26 protein-coding genes, 1 tRNA gene and 1 riboswitch are annotated in these 22,379 nt (G+C 69.1%); of the genes, 11 read left to right on the forward strand and 16 right to left on the reverse strand.

The annotated features are described in order from the left end of the window. A partial coding sequence (locus tag AB0F81_RS18935) for a LuxR C-terminal-related transcriptional regulator (RefSeq protein WP_360198875.1) occupies positions 1-295 on the forward strand: 295 nt, incomplete at its 5' end. On the opposite strand, the gene AB0F81_RS18940 is transcribed toward AB0F81_RS18935, so the two are convergent. Continuing rightward, a complete protein-coding gene (locus AB0F81_RS18940) occupies positions 292-978 on the reverse strand; it encodes a cytochrome c oxidase assembly protein (RefSeq protein ID WP_360198877.1) in 687 nt (228 codons plus the stop codon). The two genes, AB0F81_RS18935 and AB0F81_RS18940, sit on opposite strands and share 4 nt — an antisense overlap. Then, on the reverse strand, positions 975-1,427 hold the full coding sequence (locus AB0F81_RS18945) for a DUF2243 domain-containing protein (RefSeq protein ID WP_360198879.1): 453 nt from the start codon (positions 1,425-1,427) through the stop codon (positions 975-977). The genes AB0F81_RS18940 and AB0F81_RS18945 overlap by 4 nt, the downstream gene beginning before the upstream one ends. A gap of 91 nt (positions 1,428-1,518) precedes the next feature. Here AB0F81_RS18945 and AB0F81_RS18950 point away from each other — a divergent pair, with 91 nt between their 5' ends. Next, on the forward strand, positions 1,519-1,908 hold the full coding sequence (locus AB0F81_RS18950; RefSeq protein WP_360198978.1) for a hypothetical protein: 390 nt from the start codon (positions 1,519-1,521) through the stop codon (positions 1,906-1,908). Beyond that, positions 1,905-3,074, forward strand: a complete 1,170-nt coding sequence (locus tag AB0F81_RS18955; RefSeq protein WP_360198881.1) for a zinc-dependent alcohol dehydrogenase — start codon at positions 1,905-1,907, stop codon at positions 3,072-3,074. Before AB0F81_RS18950 ends, AB0F81_RS18955 begins: the two co-directional genes overlap by 4 nt. Here the strand turns inward: AB0F81_RS18955 and AB0F81_RS18960 are convergent. Continuing rightward, positions 3,071-4,060, reverse strand: a complete 990-nt coding sequence (locus tag AB0F81_RS18960; RefSeq protein ID WP_360198883.1) for a radical SAM protein — start codon at positions 4,058-4,060, stop codon at positions 3,071-3,073. The two genes, AB0F81_RS18955 and AB0F81_RS18960, sit on opposite strands and share 4 nt — an antisense overlap. A 185-nt stretch (positions 4,061-4,245) precedes the next feature. On the opposite strand from AB0F81_RS18960, the gene AB0F81_RS18965 reads away from it, so the two are divergent. Beyond that, the gene (locus AB0F81_RS18965) at positions 4,246-6,207 is read left to right on the forward strand and encodes a hypothetical protein (protein ID WP_360198885.1); all 1,962 of its coding nucleotides are present in this window, start codon (positions 4,246-4,248) and stop codon (positions 6,205-6,207) included. A 59-nt stretch (positions 6,208-6,266) separates the two neighbouring features. On the opposite strand, the gene AB0F81_RS18970 is transcribed toward AB0F81_RS18965, so the two are convergent. From AB0F81_RS18970 to AB0F81_RS19005, 8 genes are all read right to left on the reverse strand, one after another. After that, positions 6,267-7,220, reverse strand: a complete 954-nt coding sequence (locus AB0F81_RS18970) for a polysaccharide lyase family protein (RefSeq protein ID WP_360198980.1) — start codon at positions 7,218-7,220, stop codon at positions 6,267-6,269. Then, positions 7,184-7,885, reverse strand: coding sequence for a rhamnogalacturonan lyase B N-terminal domain-containing protein (locus tag AB0F81_RS18975; protein WP_360198887.1), 702 nt, complete (start codon positions 7,883-7,885; stop codon positions 7,184-7,186). Before AB0F81_RS18975 ends, AB0F81_RS18970 begins: the two co-directional genes overlap by 37 nt. A 52-nt stretch (positions 7,886-7,937) precedes the next feature. Beyond that, complete coding sequence (locus AB0F81_RS18980; protein ID WP_360198889.1) at positions 7,938-8,237, reverse strand: DUF2218 domain-containing protein; 300 nt, start codon at positions 8,235-8,237, stop codon at positions 7,938-7,940. Beyond that, on the reverse strand, positions 8,234-8,716 hold the full coding sequence (locus AB0F81_RS18985) for a PadR family transcriptional regulator (protein ID WP_360198891.1): 483 nt from the start codon (positions 8,714-8,716) through the stop codon (positions 8,234-8,236). The genes AB0F81_RS18980 and AB0F81_RS18985 overlap by 4 nt, the downstream gene beginning before the upstream one ends. A gap of 18 nt (positions 8,717-8,734) precedes the next feature. After that, entirely contained in the window at positions 8,735-9,304 is a 570-nt protein-coding gene (locus AB0F81_RS18990; protein ID WP_360198893.1) for a class I SAM-dependent methyltransferase, read from the reverse strand. Positions 9,305-9,605: 301 nt separating this feature from the next. Then, positions 9,606-10,361, reverse strand: coding sequence for an aspartate/glutamate racemase family protein (locus tag AB0F81_RS18995; RefSeq protein ID WP_360198895.1), 756 nt, complete (start codon positions 10,359-10,361; stop codon positions 9,606-9,608). Positions 10,362-10,408: 47 nt separating this feature from the next. Further along, positions 10,409-11,503 (reverse strand): crosslink repair DNA glycosylase YcaQ family protein, encoded by a 1,095-nt coding sequence (locus tag AB0F81_RS19000; RefSeq protein ID WP_360198897.1) that lies wholly within the window; start codon positions 11,501-11,503, stop codon positions 10,409-10,411. 19 nt (positions 11,504-11,522) lie between these two features. After that, positions 11,523-12,128 (reverse strand): GNAT family N-acetyltransferase, encoded by a 606-nt coding sequence (locus tag AB0F81_RS19005; RefSeq protein ID WP_360198899.1) that lies wholly within the window; start codon positions 12,126-12,128, stop codon positions 11,523-11,525. A gap of 225 nt (positions 12,129-12,353) precedes the next feature. On the opposite strand from AB0F81_RS19005, the gene AB0F81_RS19010 reads away from it, so the two are divergent. After that, positions 12,354-12,956 carry a class I SAM-dependent methyltransferase gene (locus AB0F81_RS19010; RefSeq protein ID WP_360198901.1) on the forward strand — a complete coding sequence of 201 codons (603 nt, stop codon included), beginning with the start codon at positions 12,354-12,356 and terminating at the stop codon, positions 12,954-12,956. Positions 12,957-12,974: 18 nt separating this feature from the next. Here the strand turns inward: AB0F81_RS19010 and AB0F81_RS19015 are convergent, their stop codons facing one another. Next, positions 12,975-14,213 carry a saccharopine dehydrogenase NADP-binding domain-containing protein gene (locus AB0F81_RS19015; protein WP_360198903.1) on the reverse strand — a complete coding sequence of 413 codons (1,239 nt, stop codon included), beginning with the start codon at positions 14,211-14,213 and terminating at the stop codon, positions 12,975-12,977. Positions 14,214-14,440: 227 nt separating this feature from the next. Beyond that, positions 14,441-14,589, forward strand: a riboswitch (cyclic di-AMP (ydaO/yuaA leader). Here AB0F81_RS19015 and AB0F81_RS19020 point away from each other — a divergent pair. After that, the gene (locus AB0F81_RS19020) at positions 14,588-15,148 is read left to right on the forward strand and encodes a transglycosylase family protein (protein ID WP_360198905.1); all 561 of its coding nucleotides are present in this window, start codon (positions 14,588-14,590) and stop codon (positions 15,146-15,148) included. Its footprint overlaps the riboswitch before it by 2 nt. A 45-nt stretch (positions 15,149-15,193) precedes the next feature. Here the strand turns inward: AB0F81_RS19020 and AB0F81_RS19025 are convergent, their stop codons facing one another. Beyond that, on the reverse strand, positions 15,194-15,541 hold the full coding sequence (locus AB0F81_RS19025) for a nuclear transport factor 2 family protein (protein ID WP_360198982.1): 348 nt from the start codon (positions 15,539-15,541) through the stop codon (positions 15,194-15,196). 91 nt (positions 15,542-15,632) lie between these two features. On the opposite strand from AB0F81_RS19025, the gene AB0F81_RS19030 reads away from it, so the two are divergent. From AB0F81_RS19030 to AB0F81_RS19050, 5 genes are all read left to right on the forward strand, one after another. Continuing rightward, entirely contained in the window at positions 15,633-16,505 is an 873-nt protein-coding gene (locus AB0F81_RS19030; RefSeq protein WP_360198907.1) for a LysR family transcriptional regulator, read from the forward strand. 237 nt (positions 16,506-16,742) lie between these two features. Beyond that, positions 16,743-17,516: an SAM-dependent methyltransferase gene (locus tag AB0F81_RS19035; protein ID WP_360198909.1), complete on the forward strand. Its 774-nt coding sequence runs from the start codon at positions 16,743-16,745 to the stop codon at positions 17,514-17,516. Positions 17,517-17,697: 181 nt separating this feature from the next. Then, on the forward strand, positions 17,698-17,883 hold the full coding sequence (locus tag AB0F81_RS19040; RefSeq protein ID WP_360198911.1) for a helix-turn-helix transcriptional regulator: 186 nt from the start codon (positions 17,698-17,700) through the stop codon (positions 17,881-17,883). Positions 17,884-18,033: 150 nt separating this feature from the next. Beyond that, a complete protein-coding gene (locus AB0F81_RS19045; protein ID WP_360198984.1) occupies positions 18,034-18,570 on the forward strand; it encodes a DUF5753 domain-containing protein in 537 nt (178 codons plus the stop codon). A 135-nt stretch (positions 18,571-18,705) separates the two neighbouring features. Beyond that, a tRNA-Arg gene (locus AB0F81_RS19050) sits at positions 18,706-18,781 on the forward strand. Between the two features lie 22 nt (positions 18,782-18,803). Here the strand turns inward: AB0F81_RS19050 and AB0F81_RS19055 are convergent. The 3 genes from AB0F81_RS19055 to AB0F81_RS19065 all read right to left on the reverse strand — a co-directional run bounded on the left by AB0F81_RS19055 (position 18,804) and on the right by AB0F81_RS19065 (position 22,188). Continuing rightward, on the reverse strand, positions 18,804-19,268 hold the full coding sequence (locus tag AB0F81_RS19055) for a DUF2690 domain-containing protein (RefSeq protein ID WP_360198913.1): 465 nt from the start codon (positions 19,266-19,268) through the stop codon (positions 18,804-18,806). Between the two features lie 122 nt (positions 19,269-19,390). Then, on the reverse strand, positions 19,391-21,904 hold the full coding sequence (locus AB0F81_RS19060) for an acyltransferase family protein (RefSeq protein ID WP_360198915.1): 2,514 nt from the start codon (positions 21,902-21,904) through the stop codon (positions 19,391-19,393). Then, positions 21,901-22,188, reverse strand: a complete 288-nt coding sequence (locus tag AB0F81_RS19065; protein ID WP_360198917.1) for a hypothetical protein — start codon at positions 22,186-22,188, stop codon at positions 21,901-21,903. Before AB0F81_RS19065 ends, AB0F81_RS19060 begins: the two co-directional genes overlap by 4 nt. Positions 22,189-22,379 lie beyond the last annotated feature (191 nt).

The following is a 22,379-nucleotide window of genomic DNA, read 5'->3' on the forward strand; positions in this document are numbered from 1 at the left end:
GCAGCCGCTGCTGGCCGCGCTCGACGGCTGGGCGGTGCTGCCGCCCCACCTGCTCGCCGCGCTGGTGCGGCCGTCCGCCTCGCGCGCCGCGAACGAGGCCGTCGGCAACCTCGGCGAGGCCGACCTGCGGCTGCTGCGGCTGATCGCCGGTGGCTCGTCGACCAGCGACATCGCCGGCCGGCTGCACGTCTCCGAGCGCACGGTGAAGCGGCTGACCGCCGGCCTGCTGCGCAAGCTCCAAGTCTCCAGCCGTACCGAGGCCGCGGCGTACGCGGGCAGCGCCGGTCTGCTCTAGGCCATCGAGACGCGCCGGGCGGTGCGGGACTGCACGACGGCGAAGGCCAGCAGCAGCTCGGCGAGGTCGCCGCCGTAGTACATCAGCGTGGCGGCTGTGCGCTGGTCGGTGCCGGTCGCGGTGGCGAAGAGGACCTGCGAGAAGACGGCGTGGGCCGCGATCGCCACCCCGAGGTAGATCAGGCGGACCGGGACCGCCGGGCGGTGCGGCGCCGGGTCGGGGCCGGCGATCACCCAGGCGAACAGGCAGCCGGAGAGCACGAAGTGTGTGACGACCAGCGGATGCGCGTGCGCCGCCGGGACGGTCAGCAGCGGCAGGCCGCCGACCACCAGCAGCAGGGCGGTCGCCGGGTGGGCGGCGAACCGGGCCGGGCCGCAACGCAGCAGGCGGGTGAGGCGCCGCGCGGTGGGCGCCGCAAGGGTGCGCAGCAGCAGCGTCACCGGAGCGCCGAGGACGAGCCCGATCGGCGCCACCATGGCGATCAGCAGATGGGCGCGCATGTGCTCGGTCATGGTGTGCGCCGGCAGCGTCAGCCCGACGAGCAGGACGAGGCAGCCGGCCTGGAACGAGGCGGCTCGCCATCGGCTCCAACCGGCCACGTGCAGGGCGCTCAGCTCGTACGCCAGCGCAAGAAGCAGGACCAGCAGCGGCCCGGTGCCGCCGCTGAGGGAGTGCCCCGTCATGGGGCCGCGCGCCGTTGCACCGCCCAGCCGGCGCCGATCAGCGCGGCGCCCAGAAGCAGGAAACCGAGGTCCCACCAGAGCTGATGCGGACCCGGGTGGACGTGGTGCACGCCCAGCAGGTGATGGTCGATCAGTCCCTCGACCAGGTTGAAGAGTCCCCAGCCGACCAGGGCCCAGCCCCAGAGGGCGCCGGAGGTCCAGGCCTGCCGGTGATCCCGGGCGACCCGGGAGTAGAGCGTGCCGATCCCGGCGAGGACGAACAGCCACGCCACCACGTGGAACAGGCCGTCCCACAGGGTGTTCATCCGCAGCCCGGGCAGGGTGTCGGGCGAGCGCCAGCCGGAGAGCATGTGATGCCACTGCAGGATCTGGTGCAGCACGATGCCGTCGAGGAATCCACCCAGGCCGATGCCGAGCAGAAGACCCGGGGTGCGGAGCAGCTGTCTCATGCCGGCCCGACTACCCCGGATGTTCCGGTTTAGCCGCCGGTCCCTGCGGTAAGCCCGGACGGTGCGTATCAAAAGGACATTCTTGATCATCGTGCCGATCGCTGCCGGCGCCGCGATCGCGGTCCGCAAGCGGCGTTCGCCGCGCGAGGAGCGGAGACGTCGCCACGTGGTGACCGTCTACCGGCAGCTGTCCGAGCTGGAGGCCACGCAGCTGCCCGGATCGCTGAAGGAGATCGCGGACCGGGTCGAGATCCAGCTCAGCGCCGCGCCGGGCGGCCGGGGCACCGAGATCGCCGTGCGCATCCCCGAGGGCTCCGACATCACCAGCGGTGAGGTCCGCCGCGCCCTGCGCGAGACCCGGTCGCTGCTGGAAGCCGGCGACGTGCTGCTGCCCCACGGTCCACCCACCACGGTGCCGACACTGCTCAACCGGCCGTTGCGTGCGGCTACCCGGCACGGCCGTGAGGGAGGACTGCTGTGAGGGCGCTGCAATGGCAGGGAGTGAACAGGCTGGCGGTGGGTGACGTCCCCGACCCGGAACTGCGCAACCCCGGTGACGCCATCATCAAGGTGACCCGGACCGTCACCTGCGGCTCCGACCTGCACCTGCTCGGCGGCTACATCCCGTTCATGCAGAAGGGTGACGTGCTCGGGCACGAGTTCATCGGCGAGGTCGTCGAGGTGGGGCCGGACGTACGCCGGCACCGGGTCGGCGACCGGGTGGTCGTCTCGTCCTTCATCGCCTGCGGCAGCTGCTGGTACTGCGACCAGAAGCTCTACTCGCTCTGCGACAACGGCAACACCAACCCGGCCCTCACCGAGACGCTGTGGGGCCAGGCGCCGAGCGGCTGCTACGGCTACTCGCACGCGATGGGCGGCAACGCCGGCAGCCACGCCGAATACATCCGCGTGCCCTTCGCCGACGTCGGCGCGTTCGCCATCCCGGACGAGGTGAGCGACGAGCGCGCGCTGTTCGCATCCGACTCCGCGTCGACCGGCTGGATGGGCGCCGACCTGGGCGGGGTACAGCCTGGCGACGTGGTGGCGGTCTGGGGCGCCGGAGCCGTCGGGCAGATGGCCGCCCGGGCCGCGGTCCTGCTCGGCGCCGACCGGGTGATCGTGATCGACCGTCTGGACAACCGGCTGCGGCAGGTCGAGAAACACATCGGCGCCGAGACGCTCAACTACGAACAGACCGACGTCGCCGGTGAGCTGCGGGAGCGCAGCGGTGGCCGGGGGCCGGACGTGTGCATCGAAGCGGTCGGCATGGAGGCCCACTCGCCGGGCCCGCAGTTCGGATATGACCAGCTCAAACAGCAGCTGCGGATGCAGACCGACCGTCCGGTGGCGGTGCGCGACGCGATCCACGCCTGCCGCAAGGGCGGCTCGGTGTTCGTCCTGGGGGTCTTCGCCGGGTTCGTCGACAAGTTCCCGCTCGGCGCGCTGATGAACAAGGGCCTGACCGTCCGGGGCGCGCAGATGCACGGCCAGCGCTACATTCCGATGCTGCTGCAGCGGATGGCCCGGGGGGAGCTGACCACCGAGCACCTCGCCACGCATGTGATGCCGCTGTCCGAGGCGCCGGAGGGTTACCGCATCTTCAAGGAGAAGGAGGACGGCTGCGTGCGCGCGGTCTTCATCCCCTAGAAGGTGTGGTGGTAGAGGGAGCAGCCCCGGCACACCGCCGGCGGTTCGGCGCTCGCCAGCCGCCGGCGGAAATCCCGGTACGGCTCGCCGCGCCAGATCTCCGGGAAGCCGCTCTCGGTCAGGGTGCCGAGTGACACGCGGTCGTCGCCCATCACCATGCAGCAGGGCTGAACCGTGCCGGAACTCGTGATGTAGGCCGCGTCCCACGGCCAGGTGCAGCCACCGCCGCCCTCGTCGTGGAAGTTCGGCAGCCGTAGCCGGACGTTCAGGGCGGCCGCCGTGCGGGAGGCTTCGGCGAACGCGGTCCGGGCCAGGTCCAGGTCTTCACCGGTCCACAGTGCCTGGTCGGCGGTGAAGGTCCGGATCGGTTCGTAACGCCCGGCCGGGTCGGTGTCGTCGAAGCTGTGCGACAGGTTCTGCACGCGCAGCTCGTCGACACCGATCTCCCCGAGCAGGCGCACCAGGTCGGGCAGCTCGGCGACGTTGTCCCGCATCGCCACGAAGACCACGCGGATCCACGGGGTGGCACTGCCGGCCTCCCGCTTGGCCCGGACCAGCCCGCGCAGATTCTCGATCACGGTGTCGAACCGGGCGCCCTCGCGGATCGCCTCGTAGGCGCCCGCGCTCGCCCCGTCCAGCGAGACGTGCAGCCAGTCCACGCGGCTCGCCACCAGCTCCTCGGCCCGGCGCCGGTTCAGCAGCGTCGCGTTGCTGTTGAACCCGACCCGGATGCCGCGGCCGACGGCGGCCGCGATCATCTCCGGCAGGTAGGGCGAGAGCAGCGGTTCGCCCAGCCCCTGCAGGGTGAGCTGCCGCAGCGGCACCTCGTCGACGAGGCGGTGGAACAGCTCGGGCGGCATGGCGCCGGCCAGCTTGTTCACCGGCGGGCGATAGCGGACCAGGCACATGGTGCAGCGCAGATTGCACGCTGCGGTGACCTTCACCTGCAGGTGGGCGGGGAGCGGCGGGTCCAGCTCGACAGGCATGCGGCGGGCATGCCCGCCGAGGCCCACAAGAAACCCCCAGAGGGGTACGGAGAAAGCCCCGCGTCGTCGATCCGTGGGCGTCGCGACGAACCGGCCCCGGCTCGCCCATTTGGATGATCAACTTCGCCTGGATCTCCGCATACTCTGCCAGGGCGGGTTCTTCCGCCTGATTAATTCGGGGTCCCATGCGCATCTCTCGTGCCGTCCTCGCGGCCGCAGTTCTCCTCGCAACGACCGCTGTCGGATTCGGGTTCTCCGCCGGCACCGCGTCCGCCGATCAATCCTCGGCGCTCCCGGTCACCTCGCTCGGCGATGTCGTCGTCGACGGCCTGCACCAACAGATCCTCCTGAGTGATCCCTCATCCGGAGAGATCGTCGCCGCCGGCTACGACGGTGCGGTGAAAGCCAGGCTGGCGAATCTGCCCGGAGTGCGCGGGCTGGAACTCTCCGCCGACTCGAGCATGCTCTATGCCGCGGTGGACGAGGCCCGGGCAGTCGTCACCGTGTCGACGGAAACCTTGACGGAAGTGGACCGCTATCCGCTGGGTGACGCGGTGTATCCGCAGGACGTGACGGTTGCTGGGGACAGGATCTGGTTCGGCTACGACGACTCCACGGGTCGTGCCACCGGAAACTTCGGGTCCGTGGACTCGTCCGGCACGGTGCGGTTGCATGAGCTGGGTGGCGACGTGTACCACCATCCGCCAAGGGTCTTCGCCAGTCCGGCAGCACCGGGTCAGCTTTTGGTCGCGCTCGATGGCGGTGCGGAGGCCGGATTCACCAAGATCTACGACGTCTCCTCCGGCACGGAGCGAGCGACCTTCATGATGAGCGCCAACGGTTTCAGCATCGAGGATGCCCTCTTCGTCCCGGGCGGCAGCGGATGGGTTCTGGTCGGCGACGTCTGCCGGCAGCTGGGGTCTTCGATCAACTTGCAGCCGTTCCCCTGCGCGGCGTTCACCAAGGAAATCGACATGGCCGGCGATGGCCGGTTCGCGGTCGGCAAGGGCGCTGCCGTCAAGGTTCTCTCGGCGCTGAGATTGGCCGAATGGAGCGTGACGTTACCTCACCCGTTGGCAACCGGCGGTCTCGCCTGGGAGCCCAGCGGGACTCAGCTTTTCGCGGTCACCAAGAACGGGGACCAGTTCGCCCTTCATGCGCTCCAGCCCCAGAAGTCGGCGCCGCCGCAGACGCAGGCGCCCGAGCGGCCGGCGACTCCGATCACAGCGGCAATCAAAGTGCACGGGCCGGCCAGTGCGGTTCGCGGCAGGCCCCTGACGATCAGCGGAACAACCACGGACATTCCGGGCGGTAGCTCACTCATGATCACTCGTACCGACCCTCGGATCGTGTACGAGGACCCCGAGATCGCGACCGTGACGACCGACGCCTCCGGCGCATTCCGGTTCGTCGACGCTCCGCCGGACACCGGCACGATCAAATACACCGCGTTCTACGAGGGCCGCAGTGGCGTCTCGGGAAGTGTCACCGTCAAGGTCTCCACCCTCACGCCCACGCTGTCCCTGGACCGGAACGGGACCGTGCACAACTACAGGTCGAAGGTCACTTTCACGGCGACCCTCGGCAGCACGGCCACGAATCGGGTCGTCGAGCTCTGGGCGCAGCCGCACGGCGACCTGTCGGGCCGGCAGCTGATCGTGTCGGCGAGGGCGAACAGCGCCGGCAAGGTGAGCGGCAGCTTCACGCTGACGTCGAACACCACGGTGACCGCCAGGTTCGCCGGTGATGCCGCGTACAGCCCGCGCGCCGTCACGTCCGTGGTCTACAGCAAGGTCTGGGCCGGCACCCGGATCAGTCGGCACTCCTCCATGAAGAAGATCGGCTCGATCCGCTACCACGTCTTCCGCACGTCGAAGGATCCGCGGTTCACCAACTCGGTGACCCTGCATCCCGGCCGGTCGGCGCACACCGTCGTCCAGCGTTACCGCAACGGCAAATGGCGGAACTTCTACTCCGAATACTCGCCTCTCGACCACCACGGCACGTCGTCGGTGGTTCTGAACGGCACCTTCAAAGCCGGCGCCAAGTTCCGGGTCCGCACCGAATATGTGCGGGGCACGTCCGGTGACAACGTCAACTACACCACCTACGGCCCCTGGAAGTACTTCACCTTCAAGAAGAAGTGAGGAGAGGGGTCCGGCCGCTCCCCTCGAAAGGCGGCCGGACCCCTCTGCGGTGCGACGCCCTACGCCGGATCCAGCGCGAGGGCGTCGAAGACGAAGTTCGGGCTCAGGAAGGTCGCGCCGCTGCTGCCGCTCAGCACCGAGATCGACAGCGTGTTGCTGCCGGCCTTCAACGCGCTCGCCGGGACGGTGAACGTGTAGGTGGTGTTGATGCCGCGCCACGTGCCGCGGGTGACGCCCCGCGAGTTCAGGTTCACCGGGGCGGGCGAGGCGGAGGCGGGCGAGGTCCAGCCGCCGATCGCCACCGCGGGACGCCCGCCGGCGAAGTTCGAGGTGGTGGCGATGCGCAGCTTCGCGCCGTTCGCCGGGACCGACGCCAGGGTGAAGCTGAGCGCGATCGGCGAGTTGACCGCCTTGAACTCGGCCATCGGGAAGCCGGCCGCTCCGGCGGAGACCTGGTGGGTGCCGGCCGGCCACGATGCCATCCGGCTGTCCGACGGGTGCATCGTCTCGATCTTGTCGGCGTTGCGGAAGCCGGCCGGGGTGCCGTCGAAAGCGCCGAGCTGGAACAGCTTGCCGGCGGCGGGGACGTTGCCGGTCATCGTGAGCGGGGCGGTCGCGCCGGCGGTGACGGTCACCGTCTTCGTGGAGAGTTCCAGCTCACCGGCGTACAGGGTGGCCCGGTAGGTGCCGGGCTTGACGTGCCCGATCACGAACTTGCCGGCCTTGACCTGGCCCCAGTACTGCCCGGTCGGGCCGGCCAGGCCGACCGTGGCCCGCAGGCCGTTCCAGGTGCCGCTCGCCGTGCCGCTGACCCCGCCGCGCTGGGCGTTCGAGAGCATGCCGGGGAAGAAGGACGCCAGGAAATCCATGCTGCGGGCCGCCGGCGCGGCACCGTCGGTGATGGCGAGAGCGTACGGGCCGTGCAGCCCGAACCGCAGCGCCTCGGTCTGCTGGTGCCCACTGAACATGTAGTGGGTCAGGTTGACCGCGCTGCCGGTGTCGTTGACCTCGATGTCCCGGAAGAACGGCCCGCCGGAGTCATGTCGGTGTACGCCGGGATCAGGTACGCCCCGTGTCCACTGCCGCTGGCGCCGAACGGCTGCTGCGTGATCAGCCGCTGCGAGCTGTAGAACTTCGAGGCGGTCCGGCCGTTGGTGAAGGCAAAGACGTCGGAGCCTTCGACCGTACTGGTGGCGCCGCCGGTCTTGGCGGCCGCCGGCGAAGTGGTCAACAGCGAGGAGTTGAGCCGGCTGATGAACCGGGCCTCGCCCGGGTTCAGCGCCTTGGTGATGGTGGTGGCCAGGTAGACGGTGTTGTCGTTCTTCCGGGCGAAGTAGTGCTGCGTGACGCCGATTGCGCTGTTCGCCACGCTCACCAGGATTGAACTGCCGTTGTTGAAGGTCTTGCTGGTCACGGTCGCGGACGACCAGCCCGACTGGAACTGGCCCGCGGCCTGCCCGGAGGCGGCCAGTTCGGTGCCGCGGTGCTTCAGCGACGTCATGTTGCCGTTGGCGCCGTTGATGGTGAACGACAGGCCGGTGCCGGTGTCGAAGCTGACGTTGGCGGCCGCGTTGGCCCACGGCTGGCCGACGCCCAAGAGGCCGGCGCCGGCCAGGACCGCCACGGTGGCGATGCCACCGGCCAGCGCCTTGCGGCGATTGCGAGAGGAGTTGAGCACACGGGGGAGTGGTCGCTGAGGCGAGAAAGGTTGCTCCGCCCCGCCGGATTTCTCACCGCATGAACTGCCAGTCGACCGTCAGCTCGTTGCGCTGGCCGAAGCGCTCCAGGTGGGAGCCGACGACCCGGGTGACCGTGCTCAGGTCGTCGTCGCTGCCGGCGGTGGCGGTCAGCTCGAGAGCCGACTCGGTGCTGTGCAGTCGGCACTCGCCGACGGTGAGCACGATGGCGATGTCCTCGCCGAGCTCGCGGATCTCGCTGCGCCGGCCCAGGTGGGAGGCGAGCTGCTTGGCGTAGCGCGGGGCGTTGTCGGTGGCGACGCTGGCGGTCGCGGTGCGCGGGGTGGTGGTCACGGTGTCTCCTCAAGTCCGTCGGGCCCCTCCGCCAGCAGCAGATAGAGCGCCTTGCGGGTGTCGGCCAGGATCCGTGCGGCGGCCGAGACCTGCGCCTCGCTGCCGGTGCGGCCGACCTGGCGGGCGGCGTCGTGCACCTGCTCCAGCAGCGGGCGCAGGTCGGTGGAGCCGGATCGCTCCGGGAAGGCGGCGAACGGGTCCGACCAGGAATCGGAATGCTCGGTGAAGTGCTGCCGGCCGGCGTCGGTGAGGGCGGCGAGCTTGCGCCCGGCGCCGGCCGTGACGGAGACCAGCCCTTCGTCCTCCAGCTGGCTGAGCGTCGGGTAGATCGCGCCCGGACTCGGCTGCCACCGCCCGCCGGTGCGGTGGGCGATCGCGTGCATCAGCTGATAGCCGTGCATGGGCTGCTCGGCGAGCAGCAGCAGGACCGCGGTGCGCACGTCGCCGCGCGGCATCCGCCGGCCGCCGTAGCCTCTCATGACGCTAACGATATATCGCTACCGTTCTGAGCGACAGGCGATGATGAAGCCGCTCCCTGTGGGCAGTTCGGCGGCGACCAGGCGCGAATCGGTCAGCAGGGTCCGGCGGACGGTCTCGACACTCGCCACCTGCTCCGGCTCGGTGTAGCGGCCCAGATCCATGTCGTCGACGAGCAGCACACCGCGCGGCGCGAGGGCGGCGATGGTCAGGTCGAGCCCGGTCCACTTGCCGGCCGGGGCGTCGGCGAAGATCAGATCGAAGGTGCCCAGGCCGGGCAGAAGCTCCTCCGCGTCGCCGATGTGCAGCGTCACCCACGCCGGCCAGCCGGCCTCGGCGGCGACCGCGGCGGTCGCCGGGTCGAACTCGACGGTGACGACTTCGACGTCGGTGCGCTCGCCGAGCCCGTGCCGGATCCAGGCGGTGCCGACGCCGGTCCCGGTCCCCAACTCGAGGATTCGCCCACCGGCCGGCACGGCCGCACTCAGTGCGGCCAGCAGCCGGCCCGCTTCCGGTTCCGATGAGTACGCGAATGCGACCGCCTCAGCGCGAGCGATGGCCTCGGTGACGCTTGGTGGTATGGGTTGCATGGGGTGACCTTGCCCGCCGGATCCCCCTTGCGGAAAGGGATTACTGCAACGCCGCGCCGAACCCTCCGCCGCCGGCGCATCCACCCTCTCGGCCTCACGCCGGTGCGCATCCACCCTCTCGGTCTCACGCCGGTGCGCATCGACCCTCTCGGCCTCGCGCCGGCGCATTGACCCTCTCGGCCTCACGCCGGCGCGCATCTGCTCGGTCGAGGGTTTCTCCGCTGGCGTGTCTGCCCTGCCGAGCCCTTCCTCTGGCGCACCTGCCTGCCGAGCCCCTTTCTGCGCTTCACCTCCTGCGCTTCTATTGCCGGTGATCGTCTGTTATTCGTGCGCGCCTGCTGCCGTGCGTGCTGGTCGTGCGTGTAGCTGCCGGCTGCCCGAGCGAGTGGTGTCCGGAGCGGCGTGCGGTGCCCTCCGGGCCGCCTCTCATCGCGGTTACTGCCGCGGTCACCGCTGAGCGTGGACTGGTGAGCACGGGAAGATCGTCGAGCAGGGCTGCGGCCGGCGTCATGCTGGCTTGCGCCAGGACAAGCACGTCTACATCGGACGCCAGCTTCCGGGCTTGCTCCGCGATCTCCGCGTGATAGCGATCCAGGTCGCCGCTCTCGAAGTGCTGCCATGCGGAGAAACAGCGCCCCACAACGAGCTGTACCTCAATGCCGGCCCGGGCTGCGCTTTCCCGGAACAGATCCAACGTCGGTTCCAGAGTGGACTCGGTGGTGACCAGCACCCCGATTCGCGGCCCGGCGGCCACGGCGGCATCGGCCATCGGGCGGTCCGCGCGCAGCACCGGAACCGCAACTGCGGCGGTCTCCGCGACCGCGCCGATCGTGGAGCAGGTGCAGACGATCAGGTCAGCGCCGTCGGCCGCAAGCTCGTCAAGCCGCTCCCGGACACGCCCGGCGATCTCCGGAGTCAGTCCGCCGGCCTGCGCGTCGGCCAACAACCCCGCATCGACCAGATGCCGAGCCTCAATCTCGGGTGCCACCTCGGCGACAATCCGCCCGAACGTCGCGATGTGCACATCCGCGGTATGCAGAAACCCGATCGTGGCCATGCCGCAGTCTCCCAAGTCAGTTACCCGCAGTGCTGCCCCGGCCCTGCTCACTCCCAGGAGACGGCCGCGTCGGGGACGCCCCGGGCGCGGGCCACCTCGGCGGCCTCGCTGTCGACGCGTTTGCGCTGTGCCGCGCTCAGCGTGCCGAACGCGGTGACGGCCAGGTCCACGCGTTTGCGGCCGGCCATGCGGGCCCGCCACACGCCGGCGATGTCGCCGTCGACCAGGAGGACGCCCGGATTGCCCAGCGGGCGCCACACCTCTTTCTGGCGATCCCGCCCGGGCAACAGCAGGTCGCGGTCGCGGGCCTGCAGCAGCGGATCCATGCCGGGCAACCAGCGCACACCGGGTGGCGTCTCGGCCGTTTCCAGGTCGGCGACCTGTGGCTCCGGCACCCAGGCGGCCCGCCCGTCCACCCGGACCTCGACCAGCTCGGCCGGCCACACCTTGCGGATCTCGGCGGTGGAACTGCCCAGATATTTCGCCACCTCGGCGGGCGTCGCCGGGCCGAGGAACCGCAGGTAGGTCTCGATCATCCGGTCGATCCCGGCGTTCGCCGAGGGCATCGGTGGAGCGTCCGGAATCGGGCCGAGCAGGGCGTCGCGGCCCCGGGAGAGCACCTCGACACCACCGGCCAGCCCGGCGTGCTGCCAGACGTTGCCGGCGATGTGCCGGGCCTTGCAGCCGCGGCAGTCATAGGTCAGCTCGGGCGGAACCCGGCGGCTCACCTCGGTGCTCGCCGCCCCGCGTGGCATCGGCTCGGTCACCACCGCACGGAAGGCCTCGGCGGTCACGGTGAACGCGCGGATGCCCATCGGCCACCCGTCGGGAATCTGCGCGCTGTTGATCCGCGCGCTGGCGTCGGCGTCGGTGAGCGGCCAGAGCTGACGCACCAGCGCGGCCAGGTCGGAGCGCCGGTGCAGGTGGGGCGCACCGCGGGCGGCCCAGACGCTGATCAGCCGATCGTCCTCCGGCTCGGCGCTGGTCCGCGCGGTGAGCGCGACCCGCGCGGAACCCGGCGTGTACTCCTGGATGCCGAGATCCAGTGACGGAAGGTCAGCCGGCCGCGCAGCCGCGCGGTCGGCCAGGCCCAAGGCGCGCACCCGGAACGCCATGACGCGCGCACGATCCACGTTGATCATCGGAGCTCCCCGAGTCGACTTACCGGCGACCGTACCGCCGGGCTGCGACATTTCCGCGGCGTTCCGGGCGGGTGCCGGAGCGCCCGTCGACGAATTCCCACGTCTCCAGGGAGATCGGTCCGTAAGGGCCCTCCTGCCGGATGGGCGCCTCACCGGTCAGCCAGTAACCACACCGTCGCGCCACCGACGTGCTCGCCGTGTTCCCCGGGTCGATACGCAGGAGCAGCCGGCGCAGGCGGAGCGTGCCACACGCGTACCCGGAAAGGGTGGCCAGCGCGGCCGAGGCGAGGCCGCGCCGCCGGTAGGGCCGGCCCACCAGATAGCCGAGCTCCGCCTCGCGGAGGTCGGTGTTGACGCCGAAGAGCAACACCTCCCCGAGCGGCCGCCCACCGTCGGCGGTGATGGCGAGCTGAATGCGGCTGCCGTTGGTGCGGCCGTGATAGGCACGCTTGAGATAGGCGAGGCCGGACTCGGCGTCGAACGGTGACGGCATCGGCGTCCAGCGCGCGATCTCCGGTTCGTCCAGCAGAGCGACCAGGTCGTCCAGATCGTCGGGCCGCCACTCACGCAGGACGATGCCGGTTCCCGTCAACCTCAGCGGATAGGGCAGAGGACTGGCGGTCACGTCAGAATCCTGCCCGTATGGACCTGGTTGGTGCCAGTAGCGCTCGATATGAAGGCCTGAACATTTCCTTGGCCGTCTCGGGTCGGATCCCTGATACCGGTCTTGAGCTGCTGAGGTTCGAGGGGATGCCGGAGGCTTTGCCGCCTTTGCCAGATCTTCGGCAGGCAGGCGAGGGGCGGCACGCAGCCTGCTGAAGGGCACCGCGCCGGTAGGCATGATCGGGGCATGTCGGATCGTCACAGCACGGCACATTGGGCCGGATACAACGCCCGCCAGAGCACGCGCGCCGTGCGGGAGTTGTGCCGGCGGGCCATGAGCCTGGCCGGACCCGGTGCCGGGCGCACCGCGATCGACCTCGGCTGCGGGGCCGGCCGGGAGACGCGGGCGCTGCTTGACGACGGCTGGCATGTCCTGGCGATCGACAGCGAGCCGGGCACCGAGGCCCGCCTGCTGCGGACCGTCGGTGGGCGGCATCCCGCACTGACGGTTCGGACGTGCGGCTTCGAGAACGTGTCCGAGTTGCCCGGCGCCGACCTCGTTTATGCCGGCTATGCCCTGCCTTTCCAGCCCCGCCCGTCGTTCGAGAAGCTGTGGACGGTGATCCGCTCCGCTGTCCGGCCCGGCGGCCGGGCAGCGGTGAACGTCTTCGGCGTGCACGACTCCTGGGCCGGCGACCCCACCATGACGTTCCTCGACGGTGCCGAGGCACGCGCACTCGCCGACGGTTGGGAGATCGAGCACTGGCATGAGGAGGACGCGCCCGGCCCGGCGTTCAGCGGACCGAAGCACTGGCACGTCTTCGACCTGATCGCCCGCCGCCTCGCATGACAGCCGGTCGGGCGCGCGTCAGAGCTTGCTTGCGGTGATCTCCATGCCGGCCGCGCGGAGCCGATCCACCAGGGCGTCGCCGATGCCGGTGGCGGGGGTGAGCACGCCACCCTCGGACGGCGGCAGCTTCTCCCGGTCGAAGGCCAGGGCCAGGGCGGACTCGCCGAGCATGACGGCGGTGGCGGCATAGCCGGGGTCGCCCTTGGCGCGGAAGCGTGCGGTGTAGCGCGCGCCCTCCGTGGTGGTGGTGAACAGGTCCATGGTGAAGTGGCCGTTGCGCTGCGTGCTCTCGCTCGGGCCGGTGCCCGGTTTCGGCAGGACCTTGTCGAGCAAGAAGCGGGTGGGCGGCAGCGCCAGCCCGACGACCAGGCCGTTCAGCGCGACCTTGGTGCCGAGGGCCAGCACCGGGGAGAGCGGGGAAGCGCCGACACTCATGGCCTCGCGGTAGCGGAAGCGGCGACCGTAGGCCCAATCTCGCAGGGCGTTGCTGCGCCGGACAATCCGGGTGTTGTAGGACGCCATGACGAACGGGGCCAGGTGGCCGCGCAGGCGCGGGTCCACTTCGGAAGCGGGGAGCGTGAACATGTCCGGCTGGCGACCGAGATCCGGTTCGGCGGCGCGGTCGGGACTCAACGAGTACGGACTGGCGCCCACCTTGCGCAACCGGCGGTCCTTCTTCATCACGTCGACCTGGTTGCGCATCGAGTCGATCGTCCCGCCGCTGATCCCGCCGCGCATGGAGGTCACCACCAGCGTGGTGTCGGTGAGCTCGCCGGCACCGTCTGCCTGGACGCGCTGATGCAGCACGTGGACGCCGATGTCGGACGGAATCGAGTCGAACCCGCAGGAGTGCACGATTCGTGCCCCGGTGCGCCGGGCGATCTCGTGGTTCTCGTCGATGCTGTCCCGGGCGAAAAGGACCTCACCGGTGAGATCCACGTAGTCCGTGCCGGCCTCGGCGCACGCACGCGCGAGAACCCGGCCGTACTTCGCATAAGGACCGACCGTGGTGATGACGACGCGGGTGCGAGCGGCCATCGTGGCCAGCGCGGCTGCATCGGCCGCGTCCGCAACGATGATCGGCCAGTCGACGCCGAGCCGGGCACGGACGGATTCCAGTTTCTCCGCTGAGCGCCCGGCCAGTGCGATCCGGGTGCCCTTCGGTGCGTGGCCGGCGAGATGCCGTGCTACCAGGACACCGACGAACCCCGTGGCACCGTAGACGATCACGTCCAAGTCGCGCGCTCCATCGCTCATGGCTGCCGATTGTGCCCCCTCGGTGGAGGGTCCGCAGCACTCGTTACCGATCAGTAGTGATGGCACGAAAATCTGCTGAGTTATTCACACAAAGGAAGATCAAAGCGGCTAATTTGTGGGAACAAGGTCACCGGTCCCGCTTTCAGGCATGGCCAGCCTCGTCGGGCGGTGACCACCGTCGGCAGTCCGCGATGGCGGACTCCGTGGCCGGAACGCCGAGTCCTGCCGCCGACCACGGATCGAAACCCAACGGCATGGAGCGGGGGACCCACAAGTTCCTCGGCGCTCAGGCGCCTCGGGGTGAAGCCGCCACTGGCGGCCGGGCACCTCTGCCCGAACCCGACAGCTGACCTCGCAGGCGTGGAGGACAACTCATGGTTCAGATCAACAAGCGGTTCCACCGTGCACTCGGCATGGTCGCCGCCGGCCTCGCCGGCACCGTGGGACTGCTCGCTCCTGCCGCGCCCGCCCAGGCTGCAAGCGTGAACTGGGACGCCATCGCACGATGCGAATCCGGTGGCAATTGGCGCATCAACACCGGCAACGGCTATTACGGCGGCCTTCAGTTCAGCCGCAGCACGTGGCGTGCTTACGGCGGCACGAAGTTCGCAACCACGGCCAACCGGGCCACCAAATCCGAACAGATCCTGATCGCTGAGCGGGTGCTCCGCGGGCAGGGAATCGGTGCCTGGCCGCATTGCGGCAGGCGCAACGCATACAAGCCGAGCGCGACCGCGAAGGCCACCCAGCGCAAGGCCACACCACGCGTGACGAACAGTGCGTCTCGCACGCACGTGGTGCGCCCCGGGGACACCCTCGCGGGCATCGCCGACCGTTATGACGTGAGCGGTGGGTGGCAGGCCCTCTATCGGGCGAATGACGGGATCCTGACCAGCCCGCACCGCCTTTACGCAGGTCAGCGACTCGCGATCTGAACACGGGTTTCCGGCCGTCCCGTCGCGGGACGGCCGGAACCGACCTCAGTGGACATCCGGCCGGACGAACTCCGGCTGGTCGAGCACGCGCAGCCAGGAACCGTCGGGCTGACGCCGCACCACCTGCGCACGTGCCCCCGAGCCGTCCCTGGGCGGAGTGGAGGTCAGTGCCAGGTCGCCGCTCATCAGGGTGGGCAGGGGCTGCTCCGGCTCGAACTGCGGCATCTGGGGCAGCAACTGCTCCCAGAGCTGCTGGATCGCCTTGCGCCCGCGTGTCTGGCTGCCCGGTGGGAAGGCCATCACCGCCTCCTCCTCGTAGAGCTCGGCGAGCCCCTCGGCGTCCTTGGCGTTGGCGCGCTCGACGAACAGCCGGGTCAGATCCTCGGGTCGCAATGCCTTCTCTCGATCGGTCATGCGTCCAGCCTTCCGTGAGGGGAATGACAAGTCCAACGCATAGTTCTCATGGCTACTACAATCGACAGTCATGGATCTGCGGCAGCTCGAGTACTTCGTCGCGGTCGCGGAGACCGCCAACTTCACCCGCGCGGCCGAGCGAGTGCACATCACCCAGTCCGGTGTGAGCGCCCAGATCAAGGCGCTGGAGCACGAGCTCGGCGCCCGTCTGTTCGACCGGACCGGGCGCACCGCGCGGCTCACCGAAGCCGGCTCGGCCGCCCTGCGCCACGCCCGCGCGGCGCTCGATGCGACCGCTGACCTGCGCGACGCGATCGACGACGTGAACGGCCTGATCCGCGGTCGGCTCACCCTCGGCATGGTGATCGGATGCGAGGTCGCGCCGCTCTTCGACGCGCTCGCCGCCTTCCACCGCGAGCACCCCGACATCGAGCTGGAGCTGGTCGAGGCGAACTCCGACCAGTTGGTCGCCGGCGTGCGCTCCGGCAGCCTCGACCTGGCCCTGGTCGGCCTGGCCGGCGAGCCACCGGAACACCTGGCCACTCACGTGATCGCCAGCGAGCGGCTGGTGGCGCTGACGCCGTCCGACAGCGAATTGGCCCATAGTGGCCGTCTCTCGGTGACCGCACTCTCGGCGTACCCGATCATCTCGCTGCCGGTGGGAACCGGCATCCGCAACGTGCTCGACCAGGCCCGCGCCGCGCTCGGCATCGGCCCGGCGGTCGCCCTGGTGGCGACCTCGCCGGACACCGTCGCCGGCCTCGCCCGGCGAGGCCTCGGCGTCGCCGTGCTCAGCGAATCGATGGCCGGCGCCTACCCCGAGCTGACGGCGATCCCGATCGATGGGATCGAGATCCCAGCGCTGCTCGCGCTGGTCTGGCAGGAACGCAGCAGCCCGGCCTTGGCCGCCTTCCTGCGGCACTGCCGGGCCGCTTTCCACTGACATTTCGGTACGGAGGGCAAGCTTTTCTGGAGCGAATCAAGAAAACTGCCGGCCTGGAAAACGGCACCGCCACTGGGCTAGCGCCTAGCTGGGCAAGCGACTAGGGTCGCAGTTGTGGGTGGGTTCGAGTGTCGCCCGACGCCGACCCTCAACCAGATTGGTTCCCATGAAGCTGGTGGCCGTAGAATCCCTCTTCAGTTCGATGTCAGTCTCGCCTTCCTGCGAAGGATGTTGTAGATGACCAAGCCGAACATCGACACGACCAAGCCGAGCAGTGCACGAGTCTGGAATTACATTCTGGGCGGCCGGGACAACTTCGAAATCGATCGCATGGTCGGCGATCAAGTCCGAAAGTCGTTTCCGGCCATTGTGGAGGTCGCGCAGGAGCAGCGGAAGTTCCTCGTGCGCGCGGTCGGCTATCTCGTCGAGGCGGGGATCAGGCAGTTCCTGGACATCGGCACCGGCTTGCCAACCGCGAACAATACGCACGAGGTCGCGCAGCGTCTGGCGCCCACCTCAAAGGTGGTTTACGTCGACAACGACCCGCTCGTCCTCGCGCACGCGCGAGCTCTTCTGGACAGTAGCCCCGAGGGCGCCACCGACTATGTCGACTCCGATGTCGAGAACCCGGCCAGGATCGTGGCCGAGGCCGGCCGCACCCTGAACTTCGACGAGCCTGTCGGGATCACCATGCTCGGCATCCTGGGCAATGTCGCGGACTATGCGCAGGCCCGTTCCATCGTCGATCATCTGCTCCACGAGGTGCCTTCTGGCAGCTTCCTTGCCGTCTCCGATGGCACCAACACCAGCAAGGCGATCATTGAGGGGCAGCGGATCGCCAATCAGAGCGGTCATCCCTATCATCTGCGCAGCCCGGAGGAGATCACCGGATATTTCACCGGGCTTGACCTGGTGGAACCCGGTGTGGTTTCCATACCGCACTGGCGGCCGGGGCCTGGTCCGGTGCGTTCCGCCTTGGACGGCTACTGCGGTGTCGGGCGTAAGCCCTAGGTGACGAGAAGATCCGACAATCGACCTTGCCCTGCGTCGGGAGCCTCGGCACCATACGCGGCGTGCCTGACAAGAAGAAACCGACACCGCGCTTGGGCTGGGCCTCAACCTGACCCGAGCCGCCCCTTCGGGCGTGGCGCGCTGAACGCAGTCTCTCATTCCGACGTCGTGAGGGAATGACGTGCCATCCACAACGCCGTCGCCGGACAGTAGTGGGCGGCCGAGCGACGCCTACCAGATCCTCGGGCGGAAGCTTCGTGCGCTGCGGGAGTCCTGCGGCTTGACCCAGGAGGCCGCAGCGCGGCACATCGGAGCGTCGGCGTCAAAGGTGAGCCGGCTGGAGAATGGGCGAGTCGGCCAGAAGTAGTCCGATCTGGACAGCCTCCTGACCCTGTACGGGGTAGCGGACAACAATGACCGGCTTGCTTTCCTGGAGAGCAGCTACCGTCTGCGGGAACCCCGGTGGTGGAATTCCTACAGCAGCGACCTCCCGGAATGGTACTGCTCCTACCTGGTCCTGGAGTCGGCAGCGAAATACATCTGGACGTACGAAGTACGATTCGTTCCCGGGCTGCTGCAGTCCAGGCCGTATGCGGAGGCGGTGATCCGGTCTGCCCATCGGGACGAAGAGCAGGCGTGCCGGCTGGTCGACGTGCGCATGCGGCGGCAGCAGATGCTGTTGCAGCGAGGGACACCCAAACTCTGGGCGATCGTCGAATATGCGGCCCTGGACGACGGGCTCGGCGATCGTGGCGTCATGCAGGACCAAATCGACTTTCTGATCTGGGCCTCCAAGCGCCCGAACGTCAAGATTCAGGTGCTGATGCCAGGTGCGGGTGGCCTTGCCTTCAGGGGCGACTCATTTTCCATCCTGCAGCTGGCGGACTCCGAGGTCGTCTACCAGGAGCACCTGGACTGCGCCCATTTCTCGGAGGGCCGCAAGGCCTCGGAGTTGTATCGGCTCGCCATGAGCGAATTGGTCATCCTTGCTGACGAGCCGAGAAAGGCGCGCAGAACACTCGAGGAGATATCGCGCCGTATCAGGACAGGCTGATCTCCTTGGCTGCCCTGCGGAGATGCGGTTTCCGCCGGCCGGGGCCTGCGCAGATCAGCCTCGTCACAGACCCGGCGTTGCGGGCTGGCAGTGGTCACCCCCGGTCGATGGTGAGTCGGGTAGCATGCCCTTCGCGCCCTCGTAGCTCAGGGGATAGAGCAACGGTTTCCTAAACCGTGTGTCGTAGGTTCGATTCCTACCGGGGGCACCACGATTCACCTGCACCAACAGGCTCAAGCAGCTTCGGTCTGGCCGGAATACCTCTTGCGGTCCATGATGGCCTCGCCCCACACCCACGACCTCATGTTGGCGTCGTTGAGCATCGGTGACAGGCAGTAGTAGGCGCCGAGGTCGTCGCTCCAGCCGGTGTGGTCGCACAGGTAGGCCTTGCCGTCGTTGACGCGCTCCACCCGCCCCCACGGGGGCGCCTCGTTGCCGTAGTAGAGGACTCGCGCCCAGACCGTACGGCAGGTGGCGCTGTAGCGGAGTTGGACGCGGGCGACGAGCCGGCCGATCTGGCCGCTGCCGGCGGGGGTGAGCAGGGTGCGTTCGCGCAGCGTCCGGATGTTGGTGCAGCCGGCCTGATCAGGCCATTCGCCGTCGTAGCGGTAGTCGTCGGCGTTGGCGGCGGTCGGCGTGAGGGTCACGCAGAGGAGGGCTGCCGCGGCGGCGGCGGTGTACTTCCAGCGAGAAATCATGGCGGGAGGATGCCATCCAAAGCCATGGATGCGCGGCCCGCCTGCGCGAAATCGTATACGATGTCGCTTCACGCGGGGGCGATGAGGCCCTGCTCCACACGGGGCAGGGCCTCACCGGCACGTCAGGGTGTCCACCACCCGCGGTCGCCCGCCATCGTCCTGGCCGGCTGCGACCGGCCCGGTTGCCTCTGATGGGCGACGGGGTGAGCCGGCGGGTAGCCGGGCCGACGGATCCGCTGGGTCTGCACGTGCGCCACCGCACCGGCCGCGCGCGGCGGCGCCAGCTGGATCACCGCTGTCTGGCCGGGTTCCGGCCGCGGGGTGATCGCGTGGGCCACCTCGGGATGCGTCCGTCCCAGATCCGCGCTCGCGTGCGCGTCCCGCTTCGTCGGGCTGGTCAGGTCCTCGACCCGGCCGAACAGGAAGCACGCCAGGATCACGCCGGCCCAGACCATCGCCATCTTCAGCGACCAGGACGCCACCGGCCCGTGCTCGAAGACGCCCGACGCGGCCAGCAGCGGCGCCGTGGAGATGATCGCCAACTGGTGCCAGAGGTAGATCGTGACGGCGCGGCTGTTCATCTTCGAGACCAGCCAGTCCAGCGGCTTCAGCTTGCGCAGCCAGTCGAGCTTCGGCTCGTAGCGCAGCAGGAGCAGGATGAACGCGGCCGACCACAGCGCCTGGCCGAGCGGGCTCTCCTGGAGCGATCCCTGCTCCGGCGGATAGAACCGGGTCCACGTGAACGAGATGCCCGCGCAGACCACCGCGAAGCTGAGGATCTTCAGGAACGGCGCCGAGCGGAGCCGGCCGGTGGCATGCCAGAAGCCGAGCACCCAGCAGGGCGTGTAGGTGCCGAGCGAGGTGAGGATGTCCGATCCCCAGGTGGAGACCGGCGCCACCAGCGGCGCCACCGCGATCAGCCCGAGCGGCAGCACGGTGGTGGCCACCGGCCACCGCCGGAACGAGGCCCACAACGCCGGCGAGAGCAGGACCAACCAGAGATAGGTACGGATGTACCACAGCACACCCGTCATCGGGGCGGCCCAGTCGTTCCCGGGCGGGTCGGAGAGCGGGAAGATCCACGCGATGACGGCGGCCTCGTTGAACGGCCGGGCGTCGTCACCGTCCCAGCCCATGAACAGCATCGTGGGGATGAGTAGCGCGCCGAGCAGCCACACGGCCGGCAGGAGCCGCTTCACGCGGGACCAGACGGCCAGCTCGGCCCGGTCCCCGACCTTCGTCAGCGACCTGGCCATGAGCGAGCCGGCAAGGCCGAACATGATGCCCATGCTGGGGAACAGGTACGACAGCCAGCCCCAGCCGGTCGCGTGGAAGGTCACCACGCGGAAGATCGCCACCGTACGGAGAAGGTCCAGCCAGCGCGAGCGACCGCCGCCGATCTTGGCCTTGATGGATTCCTTGGCGTTCCGGGTCTGCCACGACGGGTGCCGCAGGTTGATCAGCGCGACCAGCATCGCCGGTCCGATCAGGGCGATCTGCAAAAAGTAGAGGACCGGCGTGTAGGCGAGCCAGGCCCACAGGCGGTGCCGCAGCGCCACCCCGCGCCGCTCCAGCACGTAGGCGAAGGTCTGGGTGTAGAGGAAGAAGACCCACAGGGCCACACCGGCGACCGGCACCCGCCACTGGGCGAACGGGAACACCATCAGCGCGGTCAGCGCCAGCACCGGGGCCAGGCACATCAGCGCGAAGTCGGTGCCGCGCATCCACAGCGACCAGCCCTGCAGGTAGCGCAGGTCCAGGGCGAGCATCCGGTAGTAGTCACGGGCCCAGCGGATGCGCTGACGGAACAGGTCGGGCGCATTGTCGGGGGCGTGGGTGTAGACGAAGGCGTCCGGAACCGCCGCGGTCAGTCCGGTGCGCTGGCAGATGTGCGCCAGGTGCCGGTCGTCCGCGTTGCCGCGCTCCAGGTACTCGTCGATGTTGTCGAGCCACACCTGGGCCCGGTAGACGGCGAGCGCGCCGGAGGTGGTGAACACGTCGCCCTTGGCGGACAGGCCCTGCCGCACGATCAGGCAGGAGTGCACGTAGTGCAGGTCGGTGACCTTGGTGATGATGCTCTTCGCCCGGTTGATGGCGTAGACGACACCGGTCGCACCGTTGATCCGCGGGTCCGACATGCGGCGCAGCAACCGTTCCACCGCGTAGCGGTCGACGACCGAGTCGTCGTCGACGGTCACCACGTAGTCGAACGGAAGACCGTCGGAGAGTTCGGCGCGGAGGGCGCGGGCCTGCGCGTGATGCTTGCCCGCGTTGGCCTGGCGGTGCCACACCACTCGCGGGTGGTCGAACACCGGCGGCGCGGAGGCGGACCCGTCGTCCACCACGTGGATCACGTCCGGGACGACACTGCCGTTGAGCAGCGACCGGATCGAGTCGTGCAGGAGCTGGGCGTCGCCGTTGTAGAACGGCACGATTGCGATCACCCGGCCGGCCGGCAGCGGCAGGTGCGGCTGCCTCTGGAACAGCGCCATGAAGGTGAACGCCAGCAGGTACAGCAGCACGGCGAACGAGAAGATCTTGTCAGCGCCGCCGAGCCCGACGTACTTCAGGTAGCCGACGGGTACCGCGCTGGCCGCCGCAGCGGCGGCGTAGCGCAGAAACCGATCCGCCGTCATGAGCCTGAGCCGCGGCGGAATCCACGAGAGGCGCGGTGCCGGGTGGGGTTCACTCCGGCCTGCATGACGGCCCGGCTACGGGAGGATCCCCAGCGGAACAGGAGAATTCCGGCGAAGATGGCGATCAGCGCCACACCCAGCAACTGGACCATCAGGTTGCCGCCGCCGATAGCGGCCACACCGGTCACCGGAAGAATCGCCACTCCGCCGTTGCCGACGGAGTGTGCCCGCCTGTCGGAGTCGAGGTCCACATTCAGAAAGGTAACTGCCTGGCGGGTAAACATGATGCTCCAAGGTCCTGCAGCGCTGTTTGGCGGCGCTTATGAAATTGGATCGAAATGGTGCGGACCGGTAAGTCCACGATGGGCTCGGGTGCCCTTACGGCGCTGGACCGTAGCACCATGATCACGTTGGGTCCATGGCGCATTTCACCAGCTAGGACGGTTCCGATTGCTCGATCAATGCCCGAGCTCGT

Origin of the sequence: Actinoplanes sp. NPDC024001 (assembly GCF_040638955.1) — a bacterium.
Classification (GTDB): Bacteria; Actinomycetota; Actinomycetes; order Mycobacteriales; family Micromonosporaceae; genus Actinoplanes.